The sequence below is a fragment of the Paenibacillus sp. P3E genome (assembly GCF_001909045.1).
In the GTDB taxonomy this organism is placed as follows: Bacteria; Bacillota; Bacilli; order Paenibacillales; family Paenibacillaceae; genus Paenibacillus_AQ; species Paenibacillus_AQ helianthi.
In genome coordinates, this window is the sequence record NZ_LVWH01000215.1 from 1 (window position 1) to 17,879 (window position 17,879).

General features: G+C 49.6%; 15 protein-coding genes, 1 tRNA gene and 1 other RNA gene. 5 read left to right on the forward strand and 12 right to left on the reverse strand.

Annotated elements, in window-relative coordinates:
- The 3 genes from A3842_RS33070 to A3842_RS27415 form a co-directional block, all read left to right on the forward strand.
- Positions 1–224: hypothetical protein (locus tag A3842_RS33070; RefSeq protein ID WP_218618703.1), on the forward strand; the 224-nt coding region annotated here is incomplete at its 5' end.
- A gap of 482 nt (positions 225–706) precedes the next feature.
- Positions 707–1,066 (forward strand): recombinase family protein, encoded by a 360-nt coding sequence (locus A3842_RS27410; protein ID WP_074103412.1) that lies wholly within the window; start codon positions 707–709, stop codon positions 1,064–1,066.
- Positions 1,067–1,087: 21 nt separating this feature from the next.
- On the forward strand, positions 1,088–2,149 hold the full coding sequence (locus tag A3842_RS27415) for a recombinase family protein (RefSeq protein WP_074103413.1): 1,062 nt from the start codon (positions 1,088–1,090) through the stop codon (positions 2,147–2,149).
- Positions 2,150–2,375: 226 nt separating this feature from the next.
- Here A3842_RS27415 and ssrA read toward each other — a convergent pair.
- The 10 genes from ssrA to A3842_RS27465 all read right to left on the reverse strand — a co-directional run bounded on the left by ssrA (position 2,376) and on the right by A3842_RS27465 (position 14,455).
- Positions 2,376–2,740, reverse strand: a transfer-messenger RNA (tmRNA) gene (gene ssrA / locus A3842_RS27420).
- Between the two features lie 194 nt (positions 2,741–2,934).
- Positions 2,935–3,414, reverse strand: a complete 480-nt coding sequence (smpB, locus tag A3842_RS27425; RefSeq protein WP_074088737.1) for an SsrA-binding protein SmpB — start codon at positions 3,412–3,414, stop codon at positions 2,935–2,937.
- Positions 3,415–3,667: 253 nt separating this feature from the next.
- Positions 3,668–6,541, reverse strand: a complete 2,874-nt coding sequence (gene rnr / locus A3842_RS27430; protein ID WP_074103421.1) for a ribonuclease R — start codon at positions 6,539–6,541, stop codon at positions 3,668–3,670.
- A 351-nt stretch (positions 6,542–6,892) separates the two neighbouring features.
- Positions 6,893–7,126, reverse strand: coding sequence for a preprotein translocase subunit SecG (gene secG, locus A3842_RS27435; RefSeq protein WP_074088735.1), 234 nt, complete (start codon positions 7,124–7,126; stop codon positions 6,893–6,895).
- A gap of 175 nt (positions 7,127–7,301) precedes the next feature.
- Positions 7,302–8,588, reverse strand: a complete 1,287-nt coding sequence (gene eno / locus A3842_RS27440; protein ID WP_036726271.1) for a phosphopyruvate hydratase — start codon at positions 8,586–8,588, stop codon at positions 7,302–7,304.
- Positions 8,589–8,645: 57 nt separating this feature from the next.
- The gene (gene gpmI, locus A3842_RS27445; RefSeq protein ID WP_074103414.1) at positions 8,646–10,190 is read right to left on the reverse strand and encodes a 2,3-bisphosphoglycerate-independent phosphoglycerate mutase; all 1,545 of its coding nucleotides are present in this window, start codon (positions 10,188–10,190) and stop codon (positions 8,646–8,648) included.
- Positions 10,191–10,192: 2 nt separating this feature from the next.
- Positions 10,193–10,948 (reverse strand): triose-phosphate isomerase, encoded by a 756-nt coding sequence (gene tpiA, locus A3842_RS27450; protein WP_074103415.1) that lies wholly within the window; start codon positions 10,946–10,948, stop codon positions 10,193–10,195.
- 33 nt (positions 10,949–10,981) lie between these two features.
- The gene (locus A3842_RS27455) at positions 10,982–12,163 is read right to left on the reverse strand and encodes a phosphoglycerate kinase (RefSeq protein ID WP_074088732.1); all 1,182 of its coding nucleotides are present in this window, start codon (positions 12,161–12,163) and stop codon (positions 10,982–10,984) included.
- Between the two features lie 112 nt (positions 12,164–12,275).
- Complete coding sequence (gene gap / locus A3842_RS27460) at positions 12,276–13,286, reverse strand: type I glyceraldehyde-3-phosphate dehydrogenase (protein ID WP_074088731.1); 1,011 nt, start codon at positions 13,284–13,286, stop codon at positions 12,276–12,278.
- A gap of 116 nt (positions 13,287–13,402) precedes the next feature.
- Positions 13,403–14,455, reverse strand: a complete 1,053-nt coding sequence (locus A3842_RS27465; RefSeq protein WP_074088730.1) for a sugar-binding transcriptional regulator — start codon at positions 14,453–14,455, stop codon at positions 13,403–13,405.
- 331 nt (positions 14,456–14,786) lie between these two features.
- Between A3842_RS27465 and A3842_RS27470 the strand changes: the two genes are divergently transcribed.
- Together A3842_RS27470 and clpP are read left to right on the forward strand one after the other, a co-directional pair.
- Positions 14,787–14,861: transfer RNA gene (locus tag A3842_RS27470), tRNA-Arg, on the forward strand.
- A gap of 192 nt (positions 14,862–15,053) precedes the next feature.
- Positions 15,054–15,650 (forward strand): ATP-dependent Clp endopeptidase proteolytic subunit ClpP, encoded by a 597-nt coding sequence (gene clpP / locus A3842_RS27475; RefSeq protein WP_074088729.1) that lies wholly within the window; start codon positions 15,054–15,056, stop codon positions 15,648–15,650.
- A gap of 78 nt (positions 15,651–15,728) precedes the next feature.
- Here the strand turns inward: clpP and A3842_RS27480 are convergent, their stop codons facing one another.
- A complete protein-coding gene (locus A3842_RS27480; protein ID WP_074103416.1) occupies positions 15,729–16,367 on the reverse strand; it encodes a GDSL-type esterase/lipase family protein in 639 nt (212 codons plus the stop codon).
- A 132-nt stretch (positions 16,368–16,499) separates the two neighbouring features.
- Positions 16,500–17,600, reverse strand: a complete 1,101-nt coding sequence (locus tag A3842_RS27485; RefSeq protein WP_074088727.1) for a PdaC/SigV domain-containing protein — start codon at positions 17,598–17,600, stop codon at positions 16,500–16,502.
- Positions 17,601–17,879 lie beyond the last annotated feature (279 nt).

Genomic DNA, 17,879 nt, shown 5'->3' on the forward strand with positions numbered 1-17,879 from the left:
TAGTAGAGAATTGTATAATATATCGATTAGATAAAATAGTTAAAGAAAGTAATGCTATAGTGCTAAAAAATAGCAAAGATTCAATTGTCATAAAATATAAAACATTGGAATTTTTCATTCATCATAACTCCTATAAAAAAACTGTGAGCCTCCAATTTCAAGATCTTAACGGAAATACATGGTATGGACAATCAGGTAAAGGAGTTGGCTTAGGTTTTAACTGATCAAACATACTTTAAATTGTGTACACAATACCAAATACAAACTTAAGAAGTATTTGCTCAGACAACTATATTTGCTTTGCGATGAGTTGTTACCTTGAAATGGACAGTCTTAAAACAACTGGTGGAATTGATGAACGAAAGTATCAGTCAAGTCAGCAAGAAAATAAAAGTCACCTCCAGCACGAGATTCCCTCTTAGTCCAGCTATTCAGGGCTTACCTACCGATTTTAAGCTGCGAAAGTTGATTATCTATTCTAACTTATGTAACATTTTTTCAATACCGATAAAAAAGCACCATTATAGATGCTTTTCTAATATCAAACATTAAATTTAACTGGAGTTTTATTGTCGTGTCAATGTTTCCTTCCTAAAGTCAGATTCATACGTTAAGGCGTTTTTGTCTCTGCTTAGGCTTAGAGATACTTTACTGGATGCATTAAATTCCAGAACCATATTATATTCATCTTCATAAGTAATTACAAATGGCTCCCTATACGGCTCCAGCTCCTGATAATAATCCAGCGCTCCTCCTGAATCATCTTCAAGTTCAATATTTCTCCCGTAAACGTGACGATCATGTGATCTACAAAGCGCTGTTAGCCCAATTAGGTGTAAAAGTTATATCTGTAACAGAGCAGACAGAAGCAGATTCACCGCAAGACAAGCTGCTAGAGGGAATGCTGGAGGTGATGTCCGAGTTTTTCAATGCCAACCTTGCTGTAGAGGTTCGGAAGGGAATGTCGCAGAATGCCAAGCAAGGCTTCAACAATGGCGGCACGCCACCGTATGGTTATCGGACAGAACACTTAGCTATCAGTAATCAAAAGGCCAAAGCAGTGTAGGTACATGGCCCCCGTGAAGAAGTGGACATTATCCGCTGGATATTCAACCAGTATGCTCACGAGAATATGGGATACAAGAAAATCTCCAGTATGCAGATTGAAAAGGAAGTCCCTACGCAAAAAGGTGGGCAATGGTCTGCAAGCACGATCCGTGCAATCATCTTCAATGAGTCTTATATTGGGCGGCGCTGCTGGAACAAGCAGGATTATCAGACCAGCGGTAAAAAATGGCGTGACCGTTCAGAGTGGATCATTACGGAGAACGCACATCCAGCCATCATTACTGAGGAGCTTTTCAACCTATGTCAGGAGAGAGCTAAAACGAAGCAGAACGGTGGCGGCGTGACACATCATCCTTTCCAGCTCAAGCCTAGTTCTCCCTTCTGGCTTCGCAGCTTCTTCTTTTGTGATAAATGCGGCTCCAAAATGCTGGGTCACTCTACTTCAACTACACGCAAATATGGCGGGCAACGTTACTATGTATGTGGCGGGTACATGCGGAAAGGGAAACAGTTCTGTGAGTACACAAGCTGGCGTAAGGAAAGCATCGAACGCATCATTACAAGCAAACTACGTACGGCGGTCCTTCGGCTGACACTGGATAACCAGCTTGAGCAGGCAACCCTCAGCTACCATCAGGAGACGAACAAGCAAATGCTAAGTGCCATATCAACACTGGAAACTGAAATTGAGTTCCTGAGAAAGAAGACAACGGATATGCAAGCAGACATCAATTCAGGGAGGGCTAAACCCTTCTATAAAGACTTGCTAGAGGAGATGAAGAGCGAGCTTCAGGCCAAAGAAACCGAGCATACAGAGGCACTGAGAGGCTATAAACCAATGGTTTTGGACGCAGGAGCACTGCAATTAATACAGCATGAATTAAAGAAACTGATTGAACTTCTGGACGATGAAATGCCCAGTGTAGAGCAACTGAATATCATGGTTAGTAAGTACGTCCAAAAGTTAATTGTGCAGCGGGAAACCAAGACTGTGCATCTTACATTTCATATTGTGCATGATGGAAACACACTTTATGAGAAGTCTATAGCAGCAGATTGGGACGTTTCTTCCCGTCTGTAGCGACTGTTTGAGGGGCATTAACCACTGTGTTTCTGCCCCCTTTCTCTCGCATGTTTATGGCGGTTCACGCAGACCAGAATAAACCTTATGAGAGAGAATCATGCTATTCATGACCAGTATTGCTCACAAACCCAGTGTTATCAAGGCTTTTTAACCACAACGCACCCCTAATTATCTCCTGAAAACATGAAAAAAGAGTACCATTTAAGGTACTCTCTCATACTCCATATGGAGCCGAGGGGAGTCGAACCCCTGTCCGAAGATAACGGCACATAAGTTTCTACGAGTGTAGTTACAGTTTTGATGTCACCCGAGTATCGCCCCGTAACCGGCTATACGTTGGGTCAGCCTGATTATCTTCTTCTGCTGACCCCAGGCGGAGACCAGACAGCGTATCCCACTACTTGTTAGCCCCTATCCCTGTCACATGGGCGATGCAGGGTAGAAGCACGCACACAGGTTATTAAGCTGCGAAAGCGTAGTTGTTTTGTTGTTTGCCGTTTAATAGGCTTTAGCGTTGATGAAGCGGACGCGTCCCCACTACTCGCTGCTCATGCTCGAACTACCCCCGTCGAATCCAAGAACGGCCCCTCATTAGAAAGGGCGCTTCGGATCAAGCGGATCTTCCAGCAAGAGAGATCCAATATACAGCCTCTAATATTAGAGGACTGTCACGAAGCAAAAATCTTACTTACACAGTATAGCACACTTATCAACACTTTAACACGTGGGTTAAAGGAATTGAAGGGTAGATCTGGAACTCCAGGAAGAGCCGCACCATCGGCCTATCTGGCGATCTTTTGTTTCTCACGCAGCGCACGCGCGATGTCGCGTTGAGCATCTTTTTTGGCGGCGGTGTCGCGTTTGTCGTATTGCTTCTTCCCCTTACCCAAGCCGATTAGCAGCTTCGCGTAGCCATTGCGCACATACACCTTCAGCGGCACAATCGAGTAGCCATCCTGCTTGGACAGACCGAGCAGCTTGCTAATCTGCACCTTATGCATCAGCAGCTTGCGTGTGCGTGTCGGGTCCGTCGGGTTATTGCGGTTCCCCTGTTCAAAAGGGCTGATGTGCATGTTGTGCACATGAATCTCGCCGTTCCGAATGGTGGCAAAGGCATCGCCAATGTTAGCGCGGCCATTCCGCAGCGACTTGATTTCCGTACCGGTCAGCACTAAGCCAGCTTCATAAGTGTCCTCGATAAAATAATCATGGGAAGCTTTTTTGTTCTGGGCGAGCACTTTCCCGTCTGCTTTTTTACCCATGAAAGTCACCCCTTGAATCGAATTTCCCGTTTGCACGGAGTCAAATGTCAGATCTATATTGTATCAAAAGCAATCCCACGAACGCAAGGAAGGATGATCCTCTCCTGTGCTGACACAGATCAGGCGATTGTACCAAGAACGCTAATGGAACAAATTGTACTAAGGATCATTAATTGTGCGAAGTATATCAATTCTTATCTTAAAAAAACGCTGCCTCCTCACACAGGAAGCAGCGCCTTATATCGTATTCAGCTTACTCTTGCGTTTTTTTCTTTTTCTTGCGGCGGCCACTGCCCTCAGGGCTGCCGCTTTTGTCGCTCTGCTCCGCGTTGCCCGGTGTCACGGAAGGGCTGATGAAGACGCTGCCCTTCTTTTTCTTCTTGCGGCGGCTCTTGCCTTCGCCGCCGCTGCTGCGGCCCTCGGCCGCTGGCCCGCTGCCGAGATCCTCGCGGCTGCGGAACCGCGTGCTGGCGTCCACGCCGCGCAGCTCGCTGCCCTGCTCTGCTCCGCCGGCAGGGGCGCCGTAACCGCCCTTGCCGGAGCCGAAGCCGAAGCTGATGCCGCGTCCCCCGGCACCGCCTCCGGCCTCTCCGCCGCGGCCACGCCCGCCGCTGCGGTCCCGCTCACGCGGCGCGCTGGTCCCGCCAGCCTCGCCGCGGTTCACGGCCGCGAACGCCCGGCGCGCGGCCTCTGCCGGACCGCCGCCGCGCTTGCTGCGTCCGCCAGCCGGCGCACCGCCGCTGGCTTCTTCCGCTGCGCGCGGCCCTTCCCCGGCGCGAGCTACCGCGCCGGGCTTGCCCTTGCCGGCGTGCGCTGCGCCGCCGGTTTTGCCCTTGCCCGCGCCGCCAGCGCTGCCGGGCTTCCCTTTACCTGCGGCGCGCCCCTTGCCGCCGCCGGCTTTGCCACCAAGCGGCTTCGCGAAGCCGCCGCCCGCTCGGCCGCCCTTGCCGCCACGCCCGCCATAGCTGCGGTGCTCGCCCGCGGCGCGCGGCTTCATGTCGACCAGCTCGAAGTCGATCGTATGGTCGTCCATGTTGACCTTGGCGACACGAATCTTTACCTCGTCGCCAATGCGGAACACCTTCGAGGTGCGCTCCCCGATGAGCGCCATATGGGCTTCGTCGAAGTGATAGTAATCATCGCTAAGCGCGCTGAGGCGGATCAGGCCTTCGACGGTATTTTCCAGCTCGATGAACATTCCGAAGCTGGTGACACTGCTGACCATGGCATCGAATTCCTCGCCAACCTTGTCCTGCATGTACTCGGCCTTCTTCAACTGCTCCGTATCGCGCTCAGCTTCTACGGCCACACGCTCGCGTTCCGAAGACTGCTGGGCGATTTCCGGCATCCGGCTGGCGAGATATTCATGACGCTTCTCTGTGAGCGCCCCGCCATTCTCGATGACCTCACGCATGACTCGGTGAATGACAAGATCCGGATAACGGCGGATCGGCGATGTGAAATGGGAGTAAAACTCGGCTGCCAGCCCGAAATGGCCTGTGCTCTCCGCATCATACTTCGCCTGCTTCATAGAGCGCAGCATCATGGTACTGATGACGGTCTGCTCCTTCGTTCCTTGAATCTGTTCTAACAGATCCTGCAGGGCGCGTGGATGTACCGAATTGCCCCGGCCTTTGACATGATAGCCAAAGTTCGCCGCGAAGGCCATGAAGTTCTGCAGCTTCTCCGGGTCCGGATCTTCGTGAATCCGGTATAGGAATGGCACTTTCAGCCAGTGGAAATGTTCAGCCACAGTCTCATTGGCCGCCAGCATGAATTCCTCGATAATCTGCTCGGCCACGGAACGCTCGCGTTTCACGATATCTATGGCCTTGCCGCTCTCATCAACGATAATCTTGCTCTCTTCAAAGTCGAAATCGACCGCCCCACGGCGCATCCGGGCATCCCGCAGCTTCATCGCCAGTTCTTTCATCAGACGGAAATCGTCGATCAGCGGACTGTAGCGCTCCAGCAGCTCGGGATCTTCGTCTTCGACGATTTTGCGGACATCGGAATACGTCATTCTCTCTTTGGTGCGAATAACGCTCGTAAAGACATCATGCTTCACGACCTTCATATGCTCGTCGAATTCCATCTCACAGGACATCGTCAGCCGGTCCACCTTGGGATTCAGACTGCAGATACCATTCGACAAGCGATGCGGCAGCATCGGAATCACCCGGTCGACCAGATACACGCTACAGCCGCGGTCATAAGCTTCTTTATCCAGCTCAGAGCCTTCACGTACATAATAACCAACGTCAGCGATATGCACACCCAGCTTGTAGTGCCCATTCTCCAGACGAGACACGTTCACCGCATCATCCAAATCCTTGGCGTCCGCACCGTCGATGGTGACAATGTTCAGACCGCGCAGATCGCGGCGTCCCTGCTGGATGATCTCGTCCTCGGTAATCGAATCCGGGGCCTGCTCCGCTTCATGCATCACTTCACCCGGAAAAGCCTCCGGCAGCTGATGCTTACGGATCACCGACAGAATGTCCACACCCGGGTCATCCTTATGCCCCAGAATCTCAATGATTTCCCCCTCAGCCGCTGCGCGGCCCTCCGGGTAATTCACAATACGGACTACAACCTTCTCACCGTCAACCGCACCTTTGAAGGACTGCTTCGGAATAAAAATATCCCGGTTAATCCGCTTGTCATCCGGCAGCACAAAGCCATACGTCTCCAGGCTCTGGAACACACCGACGGTCTGCAGTACCCCTCTTTTGACGATCCGCACGACTTCGCCTTCCATACGCCCGCCAGACGGACTACGTGATGTAATGCGAACCAGAACGATATCGCCGTTCATCGCACCTTTCAGGTCATTGGCATTGATATAGATATCGGGATGATCGCGGTCATCGGGGATGAGAAAAGCAAACCCCTTCGCGTGTGCCTGCACACGTCCGCGTACCATATCCATGCGCTCAGGCACCCCATAACGGGCATTGCGGGTCAGAATCATTCTTCCATCCTGCTCCAGCAAGAGCAGCAAATCCTCGAATGCTTTGAACGACTCGCTCTCCTCTATCGCGAAATGGCTCACCAGTTCGTCATATGTGAGCGGTTTATAAGCGGTCTCCCGCATGAAATCCAGTAATTGTTCCTGTGTTATCAATTTCGTCACCTCGGCCCTCCGCAGCATTCTTATGCCGCTGGCATATATGTATGTCTTGTCCTCTATTGCCTGTGTGTATTCCAGTAAATTTTACCTTTATATACTCATACCCTAGTATACACGAAATCAATCCCCGGCATCCCTTTTATGATCAACCGACGGTTAACACAGCACAAAATTTTCTCAACCGCAAAACTTGTATATTCCAAAACAACCCCACAAAGCAGACCTGGGCATGAAGCTTACTCAGGTACTTTGCGGGGCCCTTTAATCGTATACGTTCTAGGCTCCTAACAAAAAAGCCTCCGCCCCATTCTATAGAGAACAGAGTGAAGGCTTGCTGTTAGTAATCTAGTCTACCAGAACGGCCACAAGGATCGACATAATGAAGAATCCTGCTGCCAGTCCAACCGTTACACGCTGCAGTACGAGCTCCATACCGCGTGCTTTTGTTTTACCGAAGAGATGCTCAGCACCGCCGGAGATGGCACCGGAAAGACCTGCGCTTTTCCCTTTTTGCAGAAGAACGACCGCAATCAGACCGACGGAAAAAATCAGGAGCACTACTTTCAAAAAGATATCCATTCACTTCCACCTCCTACGTCCAAGCATCACTATCTATGCTAATTTGGGATTCACGTTTCATAAACAGCATTTTAATTTTATCATAGCCAAGATGCGAATACAACCAATTGAGTACAGATAGGCAAAAAAAGCCTGCCGAATCCGGCAGGCTCTATATATCTTTGCTCAAAAGGAATTATCTTTTGAGGTTGTAGAAGGATTTCAGGCCGTTGTATTGAGCCAATTCACCCAGTTCATCTTCGATGCGAAGCAACTGGTTGTATTTAGCAACACGGTCTGTACGGGAAGGAGCACCTGTTTTGATCTGACCAGCGTTAGTTGCAACAGCGATGTCAGCAATTGTGCTGTCTTCGGATTCACCGGAACGGTGGGAGATAACTGCTGTGTAACCAGCACGTTTAGCCATTTCGATAGCATCGAAAGTTTCAGTCAATGTACCAATTTGGTTAACTTTAACCAGGATGGAGTTACCGATACCTTTTTCGATACCTGTTGCCAGACGCTCAGTGTTAGTAACGAACAAGTCGTCACCAACCAATTGGACTTTGTCGCCCAATTTTTCAGTAAGCAATTTCCAGCCATCCCAGTCATCTTCGGACATACCGTCTTCGATTGTGATGATTGGATATTTTTCAACCCATGAAGCAAGAAGGTCAACATACTCAGCGGAAGTGTAAGATTTACCTTCGCCGGCAAGTGTGTATTTACCGTCTTTGTAGAACTCAGTGGAAGCAACGTCCATACCGAGGAATACGTCAACGCCTGGTTTGTAACCGGCTTTTTCGATAGCTTCGATGATTGTAGTGATTGCTTCTTCATTCGAACCAAGGTTCGGTGCGAAGCCGCCTTCGTCGCCTACAGCTGTGTTCAGGCCTTTGGATTGCAATACGGATTTCAGGTTGTGGAAGATTTCTGCGCCTGTACGAAGAGCTTCTTTGAAGCTTGGTGCACCTACAGGAAGAACCATGAACTCTTGAACGTCGATGTTGTTGTCAGCATGCTCACCACCGTTGATGATGTTCATCATTGGTACTGGAAGAGTTTTAGCGTTGAATCCGCCCAGATATACGTACAAAGGAATATCCAAAGCTGTTGCTGCAGCGCGGGCTACGGCCATGGATACTGCCAGGATTGCGTTAGCGCCCAGCTTACCTTTGTTAGGAGTTCCGTCCAAAGTGATCATCAATTTGTCGATGCCCACTTGGTCAAGAGCGTCCATACCGATTACTTCTGGAGCGATAATTTCATTTACGTTCTCAACAGCTTTCAGAACGCCTTTGCCCATGTAACGGGATTTATCGCCGTCACGAAGCTCTACAGCTTCATGAGCGCCTGTGGAAGCGCCGGAAGGAACGATAGCGCGGCCTTTAGCGCCGGATTCCAGATAAACATCAACCTCAACAGTAGGGTTACCGCGGGAGTCAAGGACTTCGCGAGCATATACATCAGAAATAATAGTCATTTAAGTTAATCTCCTTTTAACATAGGTTATAGTCTTGCAGGTCTGGCAGGGTACTGACTATTTGCGGCTGGCAATCATGGACTGTCCGGTCATTTCCGCAGGCTGCGGAAGTCCCATCAGATCTAAGATCGTTGGTGCCACGTCTGCGAGAATACCGGATTCGCGCAGTACAACATTTTCGGTGGTTACAATGAAAGGAACCGGGTTGGTGGTATGTGCCGTGAACGGACGACCATTCTCGTCAAACACCATATCCGCATTACCGTGGTCGGCAATGATGATGGCAACGCCGCCTTTGGCTACAACTGCATCCACAACCTTACCCACACATTCATCCGTTACTTCCACAGCCTTGATGGTTGGCTCCAGCATACCGGAGTGTCCTACCATGTCAGGGTTCGCAAAGTTCAGGATAATGGCATCTTGTCTGTCTGCCTCGATTTCCGCTACGCAGGCCGCCGCCACTTCGTATGCGCTCATCTCAGGCTGAAGATCATAGGTTGCCACTTTTGGCGAGTTAATCAGGATACGGGTTTCGCCAGGAAGCTCTTCATCGCGTCCACCGCTGAAGAAGAAGGTTACGTGCGGATACTTCTCGGTTTCCGCGATACGCAGCTGCTTCTTGTTCTGCTGTACAAGCACTTCACCCAGTGTATTGTCCAAGTTCTTAGGCGAATATGCCACATAGCCTTGAACAGTCTCACTGAATGTAGTCAAACATACAAAATGCAGGTTCTGCGGGAATAATGGACCCCGGTCGAAGCCGCGGAAATCCGAATTCGTGAATACCTGGGACAGCTGAATAGCACGGTCCGGGCGGAAGTTGAGGAACACGACGGAATCGCCGCTCTCAACAGTCGCTGTCGGTTTGCCTTCGCTGTCTACAATTACGCTAGGCTCAACAAATTCATCATATACAGAGTTCTGGTAAGATCCAGTAATCGCCTGCAGAGCATCAGTATATTTCGGGCCTTCGCCATAAACCATAGCGCGGTAAGCCTTCTCTACACGTTCCCAGCGTTTGTCACGGTCCATCGCGAAGTACCGTCCGGATACCGTAGCAATCTTACCTACGCCCACTTCTTCAATCTTGGCGATCAGCTCCTGAACGAACTTCTGTCCGCTGTCAGGAGGAACGTCGCGGCCATCCATGAAAGCATGAATATACACTTCGTGCATATCTTCTTTCTTGGCCAGATCGAGCATAGCAAACAGGTGTTTAATATGGCTATGCACCCCTCCGTCGGATACAAGCGCATACAGGTGAAGCTTCTTGCCGGTTGACTTAGCGCTTCTTACAGCAGCAACCAGTGTTTCGTTCTCAAAGAATTCCCCATCACGGATCGACTTATCGATACGGGTCAGGTCCTGGTATACGATCCGGCCGGCACCGATGTTAAGGTGACCCACTTCGGAGTTCCCCATCTGTCCTTCCGGCAGGCCCACAGCTTCGCCGCAAGCGGTAAGCGTAGTGTTCGGATACTGCTTCAGGTAACGGTCATAGTTCGGCTTGTTGGCTTGGGCAACAGCGTTGCCTTCAGTCGTATTACGCAGACCGAAACCATCCATGATGATCAAAGCAACGGGTTTTGGTGCTGACATCCTTACTTCGCCCCCTCAACCAATGAAACGAACGAAGCAGGCTGCAGGCTGGCACCGCCGACGAGCGCGCCGTCGATGTCACTCTGACTCATGTACTCCGTAACATTCTCAGGCTTCACACTGCCGCCGTATTGGATACGCACTGCTTCAGCAGTCGCTTCATCGTACAGGTCTTTTACAAGCGTACGGATGTAAGCGATAACTTCATTGGCATCCTGGGAAGTAGAGGATTTACCTGTTCCGATAGCCCAGATTGGCTCATAAGCAATAACGACACTTGCAGCCTGCTCTGCGCTAAGGCCGGCAAATGCGCCTTCGGTTTGAACTTTGCAAACATCTTTTGTCTGGTTAGCTTCACGCTCTTCGAGCTTTTCGCCTACACATACAATTGGAGTGATGCCGTGGCGGAATGCCGCATGCATCTTCTTGTTCACGATTTCGTCTGTCTCGCCAAAGTATGCACGGCGTTCAGAGTGGCCGATGATCACGTAATCTACACCAAGGTCTTTCAGCATTACGCCGCTGATTTCGCCTGTGTAGGCTCCGTTATCTTCGAAGTGCAGATTCTGTGCGCCAATCTTAATGCTGGTACCCTTGGCTGCTGCAACCAGTGCCGGCAGGTTCGTGAATGGTGCGCAGATTACGGTTTCTACGCCTTTCACTTCTGCTTGGCCTTTGACTTCAGCGAAAAAGCCTTCCGCTTCGGAAACGGTTTTGAACATTTTCCAGTTCCCGGCGATAATAGGTGTTCTGCTCATAGTAATGGAATGCCTCCTTCTACCTTCTACGTCTTACTTGTCGTTCAGTGCTTCTACGCCAGGAAGTGCCTTGCCTTCCATGAACTCGAGTGATGCGCCGCCGCCAGTGGAGATATGGTCCATTTGGTCAGCCAGGTGGAATTTCTCTGCAGCTGCTGCGGAATCACCGCCGCCGATGATCGTATAACCTTCGGTTGTTGCGCAAGCCTGAGCTACAGCCTTGGTTCCTTCAGCAAAGATGTCGATTTCGAACACGCCCATAGGTCCGTTCCATACAACCAGCTTGGAGTTCTTTATCACATCTGCATAGAGTTCGCGAGTCTTAGGACCGATGTCCAGACCCATCCAGCCTGCTGGGATTTCATTGATGTCTACTACCTTGGTATTCGCGTCTGCGCCGAACTTGTCAGCTACAACAACGTCTACCGGGAGCAGGAAGTTCTTGCCAAGTTTTTTAGCCTTTTCGATAAATCCGAGCGAAGCTTCGAGCTTCTCGTTATCTACCAGGGATTCGCCGATTTCGAAGCCTTGAGCTTTGGTGAAGGTGTAAGAAAGGCCGCCGCCGATCAATACGTTGTCAGCCAGAGTCAGCAGGTTGTCGATAACGTCGATTTTGTCTTTAACTTTGGAGCCGCCGATGATGGCAGTGAAAGGACGTTCAGGGTTCGAAAGAGCTTTGCCCAGAACGGACAGTTCCTTCTCCATCAAAAGACCGGATACAGCCGGCAGGAAGTGAGCGATACCTTCAGTGGAAGCATGTGCACGGTGAGCTGCGCCGAATGCGTCGTTGACGAACAGATCAGCCAGTTCTGCGAACTGCTTAGCCAATTCAGGATCGTTCTTTTCTTCGCCCGGATAGAAACGGACATTCTCAAGCACAAGCACATCGCCATCGTTCAGTTCAGCGATTTTTGCTTTTACTGCTTCGCCGATAGCTTCATCAGCTTTGGCTACCGGTTTGCCGAGCAGCTCGGACAGACGCACAGCAGCCGATGTCAAACGCATGGAATCAACGAATTGGCCTTTAGGACGGCCCATGTGGCTGGCCAGAATGACCTTTGCACCATTCTCAATCAGGTATTTAATTGTTGGAAGGGTTTCGCGGATACGGGTATCATCTGTGATCTTGCCGTCTTCCACTGGCACGTTGAAATCTACACGTACGAATACGCGCTTGCCTTTCACTTCTACATCACGGACACTTTTTTTGTTCATGATTAATTTTCCTCCACACCCAAAATTGGTACAACCACGAATTCATTTAGAAAGAGCGGAAACAAGGAACTTCTGTTTCCGCTCTATAGATGCTGCTTATTTGAAATCGGTATTATTGAGCCAGTTTAGCGAATTTCTCCAAAGTACGAACGAGTTGTGCAGTGTAGGACATTTCATTGTCATACCAAGCAACAGTTTTAACCAGTTGTTTGTCGCCAACAGTCAGGACCTTAGTCTGTGTAGCATCGAACAGGGAACCGAAAGTCATACCCTTGATGTCGGAAGATACGATTTCATCTTCAGTGTAGCCGTAAGTTTCTGGATCGGAAGCTGCTTTCATTGCTGCGTTGATTTCTTCAACAGTTACGCTCTTATCCAGAACAGTAACCAGCTCAGTCAGGGAACCAGTCGCTACAGGCACACGTTGTGCTGCACCGTCAAGTTTGCCTTTCAGTGCTGGGATTACCAGACCGATAGCTTTTGCAGCACCGGTAGTGTTAGGAATGATGTTCTCAGCAGCAGCGCGGGCACGTCTGAAGTCGCCTTTTGCGTGTGGAGCATCAAGAGTATTCTGGTCACCTGTGTAAGCGTGGATAGTAGTCATCAGGCCTTCAACGATTCCGAACTTGTCGTTCAGGACTTTTGCCATTGGAGCCAGGCAGTTCGTTGTGCAAGAAGCGCCGGAGATTACTGTTTCGGAACCGTCAAGGATGTCATCGTTAACGTTGTAAACAACAGTTTTCATGTCGCCTGTAGCTGGAGCGGAGATAACTACTTTCTTAGCTCCACCTTTAAGGTGCTTTTCAGCGGCTTCTTTAGTGGTGAAGAAACCTGTGCATTCCAGAACGATATCAACGCCAAGCTCTCCCCAAGGAAGTTCTTCAGGGTTGCGGTTAGCAAGAACCTTAACATCTTTACCATTAACTTTGAAGAAGCCGTCATGCACTTCAACATCGCCTTGGAATTTACCTTGAGTTGTATCATATTTAAGCAAATGAGCAAGCATCTTAGCGTCAGTCAAGTCATTGATTGCTACCACTTCGATACCTTCTACATTTTGAATACGGCGGAATGCAAGGCGTCCAATACGTCCAAAACCGTTAATACCAACTTTTACACTCATTGAATAGTTCCTCCTAGATTTCGTTTTATTTATTCAAGACAGGCCGTGAGGCTCGTCAAGACAACAATGTTAAGTATAATGCATAAGTCCTTTGCTTGCTCCCCATATTCTGGAAGCTATAGGACTGCCTGGATCTGATTGTCAATTTCTTTGCCAATTTCGACAGCAGCTGCCTCATCGGTAACGAGTATATCCTCCTGCCCGAACCGCAGCATCGCATGAATGGCTTTCGCCTTGCGTTTGCCTCCTGCAATCCCAACAACCACTTCCGTGCGGATAATATCCTCAAGGCGGAGCCCCATAGTCAGCATGGTATGAACAACCTGACCTTCTTCATTGAAATAATAGCCGAACGATTCGGCAACCGCTCCTTCTTCCTGAATCTCCGAGACTGTAGTCTCATCCAGCTTGCGGCGGCGGGTCATTTCAATGGCATCCCCAATACCATGCACAATAATTCGTGATCTGCGGATAATTTGCACGATCTCTCCAATATTTGCGTCGAGCGCCAGTGACTGGTAAGCATCTTCACTAAGTAAATCAGGCACATGCAGAAGGCGGTAATTGGCTCCCATCCGTTTGGCCATCTTTGAAGCGATGGTGTTAGCCTGGATCTCCATGCTCTCACCCAATCCCCCGCGCGCCGGAACAACCCAAGCGTTCTTATAGGAAAGGGATAACGGAGGCGTGAGCTGATCAGCCATTTCAGCAAGCGTTGAACCGCCCGTAACGGCAATGGTATCATCCGACCGCAGTACACCAAGCAATGCCTTGGCGCCGGCGCGTCCCAGCTCACGCTTCGTGAACGGCGACGTCTCGCAATCACCAGGTACAACAATAACTTTGTTCAGACCATACGTTGTACGAATTTTATCTTCCAGATCATCCAGACCAAACAGGCTCTTGGCGATTGGCTCCAGCAGGTCAAGCAGTCTGCGCCCCGCATCGCTTACGCGCATGCCTACGCTCTCGATCTCAATGAGCCCTTGCGATTTCAGAAGATCCGTCTCGGCACGCAGCACCCGCTCTGTCATATCAAGCGATGCGGCAAGCGTTCTGCGCCCAATAATATCGGACAGCATGATCTGATGTAGAATCGTGTAACGTCTCTTAAGGGTTTCCATGAGATCAGGCAGAAGCTGCTTTTGGATTTCTAATAAATTACGCATGCTTTCACTCCTGCAACTTCGTCTTCCTCTTATTCCCTTGTCCATGGTCTTAAAACGTCCCGGGTTAACTTTTTAAGTCCCACCCATATTCTACCCAAATATTACGCGGAGTGCAAGTCTTCCGAGACTATAATTCTCAACCTCTTTTCATCTTATACATCTGCCGCGTCATGGAAAGTGCTGAAAGTCCTGTGACTCCCGGATAAAAGCCCTGTAAATGAATTTCCCCGAACGCTGGAGGCCGCATATTAGAAGAAGACAAAGATATTTTTACAGCAGTGTGATTAAGCCGTTGCATTTGAACCCTAAATAGATTATAATAATTTCTGTTGCGCCCGTGGTCCAATGGATATGACGTAGGCCTCCGAAGCCTGAGATCCAAGTTCGATTCTTGGCGGGCGCGCCATTAATTTCACTTTTGTACATATTTTAGCAGTACCACCTATAGTATTTAACCAAAGAGCCGCTTGTTGGCTCTTTTTTTATAAACTAAGTTTGACTTTCTTTGACTTTTTGTTTGAATTTGTTTATCATGTGGTTAATACGGTAACAGTAAAAATGAACACATTCGAAGAACCAATTCAAGGAGGTTTTCCACGTGAGTTATATTCCTATGGTAGTAGAACAGAGCAACCGCGGTGAGCGCGCTTATGACATCTATTCCCGCCTGCTGAAGGACCGCATCATTTTCCTCGGAACGGAGGTTAATGACGTGGTAGCCAATTCCATCATCGCCCAAATGCTCTTCCTGGCTGCCGAGGATCCGGATAAGGATATTCATCTGTATGTGAACAGCCCTGGTGGTTCCATCACAGCCGGAATGGCTATATTTGATACAATGCAATACATTAAACCGGATGTTTCCACCATTTGTGTGGGCATGGCCGCTTCCATGGGGGCTTTCCTGCTGAATGCCGGTGCCAAGGGCAAACGCTTCGCGTTGCCCAACAGTGAAATCATGATCCACCAGCCGCTGGGTGGTGCTCAAGGACAGGCTACAGACATCGAAATCCGTGCCCGCCGTATCCTTAAGCTCCGCGACAAGCTGAACCGTATCCTATCTGAACGCACTGGCCAACCGCTGGAGCGCATCGAGAAGGATACCGACCGCGACTACTTCATGACCGCTGCTGAAGCAGCTGAATACGGTATTGTCGATAAGGTTATTGAGAAGACGCTGCCTGCAGGCGTATAATTCTCAGCACATGCAAAAGAGGCTGCCTGGACCATTAAGGTCTAGAGCAGCCTCTTTTGTATGTGTAGCAGTAATTCGTTATCCGAGCCGGCTGTAACCCAAGGCATCAAGCTTCCCGGCGATTACACGGTACCCTCTGCCGTTAGGATGGACATGATCCAGTGATAGCAGTCCACGCTCATTGCCGGCGAACTCATAATAGATGGAGGCAAACCCGCATACATTGCTGCTGTAACCCGCAACATAGCCGTTAAACTGGCGTACCCAGTCTGTAGCTTCCGATAACTGGGGATAAGGATTATAGAGTCCAACCATCCGGATGATATAGGGCCGGCGACTCCCGTTCTTTAACTGCCAGAGTGAACCCATAATCTCGCTGAAGTTTCTTTTACATGCGTAAAGCGCCCGTTCCAGCGCCGGAGACAGGTGACCCGGACGAAATGACACGGCTTTGGCTGCTTTGATCAGATCATTTCCGCCAATGGACAACGTAACAATATCTGCATCCCGGACAGCTTGGCGGAACATGGGGTCACGGCTTAGACGTTGTTCCAATGCAGCGGTAGTTAGACCATTGATACCAAGATTGACCGATCCGACTGGAGCGCGGAGCCGCCGCTCTGCCATTCTGCGGTAAACGGGTACGAAGCCATTACCCGGCAACGCTCCGAATCCGGTCGTCAAGGAATCACCAATGGCCGTGTAGAGATAACTCATTTCCTTCCCTCCCCGCTTGTTAAGCTGGTTTCTCCTTTAGCTTATGAACGGGGGAGGTACCAGGCAACGGGGAGGTGTCCATATACGGCATTAGCGGAGCGGGCTAATCTCCTGTTTTATGCAAGAATGCACTTATTTCAGACTAGCGAACGGGCTGCTTCCATCTGGCAGAAGCTCCTTGAAGGTGAACTCATATTCAGGGAACCCGGAAGCATATGCTGTATATTCATAAATTTGGAAGAATACTGCCAATTTTCCGTCTTTCACATAAAAATTCTTCTCTGTATTCAGGCCGGTGAAGCCTCCCAGGTAACCGCCCTCTGCTTTGATTAGCTTGGACAGCTTGGCATTAAGCTCTTTTTTATAGTTCGGGTTGGCTTTCAGTAAATCCCCGATCAGGAGGCGCTTGCCGTCCTTCAGAGAGAACGTGAATGCATTGCGGTAAGTCATGCCGTGGGCACCGCCAGTATAGCTGTACTGGGTCGTAATCAGACTGAGTATGCCGTCTTGATTGTACGTGATCACATAGCCGCCGTCGAACTCATACGGCCGGTCGTCCGAGGATCTATTCGCAATTTCCTTCTCTGCTTCAGCTGCAAACTTGTTGAGTGTCTGCTTAATTGTATCGTTGATCGTTTGCTGGGCCTTGGCATTCACCAGACCGCTGATCTGCGGATAATCCAGTTTGACCGGTGTGTCCTTACTTTCCTTAACGATGCTCTCCGTCTTTATGGTGATCGCATTTTGCGGTTTGCTGACGACATTCAAAGCGCCTGTAGCCGCACTATAGTCCCCCTTATACCCCAGATAATCGCTCAGCAGATCAAGCGGAACGAACAGCCGATTGTTGATATTTTGGGCTTGATAACCATTTAGATAATAATTATTCACACGGATTGAAATTTCGTAATCGGTGAGAGACAGATTAACCTTCGTTGTTCCTTTACCGATTGTATAGACCTTTTCTGCCTTATCATAGGTCAAGGACATACCCAGTGAATCGCGTAAAAAAGTCACCGGCACCCATACTTTCCCTTCATGGACAACACCAGTCTGAGGTGTAATCTTCCCGTTTACCTTCAGCACCACTAGCGAATGTTCCGCATTTGCCTTAACCGCAGCCGAAGCAGCCTGACTGGTCCCTGCGGGCAGAATCCCTCCGCTTAGCAGAATCCCTGCCGCCATAATACCTGCCCCCCATGTGAGGGCTTGTTTCTTCTTGATGTTCTTCATATGGTTATCCCCTTCCGCTAATACGATGATAGATTTGATGAAAATTCCAGAATACCGGAGAGCAGCCTGCTTGCCGCCCTCGTTTCCACTCTTCCCATTATAGAGACATCTGGAGCAGTGGTTGTTACAAAGCCCTTTACAATTTCTTAAGCTTCGCTGACCATTTCAGGGCTGCTTATTACATTTCTTTAAACAAAATGAGAGATCTCGCAACCATTCCCCGCAAAAAAAGAGGCACTGCTCCCTGCTGTAACCAGCAGGGGAAGCGCCTCTTGAGGA

Bases quoted from the DNA above. Each gene is read 5' to 3' on its own strand.
- A3842_RS27410 (WP_074103412.1), top strand. From the start codon at position 707: ATGGCTCCCTATACGGCTCCAGCTCCTGATAATAATCCAGCGCTCCTC.
- smpB (WP_074088737.1), bottom strand. From the start codon at position 3,414: ATGGGTAAAAAAGCAGACGGGAAAGTGCTCGCCCAGAACAAAAAAGCT.
- secG (WP_074088735.1), bottom strand. From the start codon at position 7,126: ATGGATATCTTTTTGAAAGTAGTGCTCCTGATTTTTTCCGTCGGTCTG.
- eno (WP_036726271.1), bottom strand. From the start codon at position 8,588: ATGACTATTATTTCTGATGTATATGCTCGCGAAGTCCTTGACTCCCGC.
- gpmI (WP_074103414.1), bottom strand. From the start codon at position 10,190: ATGTCAGCACCAAAACCCGTTGCTTTGATCATCATGGATGGTTTCGGT.
- tpiA (WP_074103415.1), bottom strand. From the start codon at position 10,948: ATGAGCAGAACACCTATTATCGCCGGGAACTGGAAAATGTTCAAAACC.
- A3842_RS27455 (WP_074088732.1), bottom strand. From the start codon at position 12,163: ATGAACAAAAAAAGTGTCCGTGATGTAGAAGTGAAAGGCAAGCGCGTA.
- gap (WP_074088731.1), bottom strand. From the start codon at position 13,286: ATGAGTGTAAAAGTTGGTATTAACGGTTTTGGACGTATTGGACGCCTT.
- A3842_RS27465 (WP_074088730.1), bottom strand. From the start codon at position 14,455: ATGCGTAATTTATTAGAAATCCAAAAGCAGCTTCTGCCTGATCTCATG.
- A3842_RS27480 (WP_074103416.1), bottom strand. From the start codon at position 16,367: ATGAGTTATCTCTACACGGCCATTGGTGATTCCTTGACGACCGGATTC.
- A3842_RS27485 (WP_074088727.1), bottom strand. From the start codon at position 17,600: ATGAAGAACATCAAGAAGAAACAAGCCCTCACATGGGGGGCAGGTATT.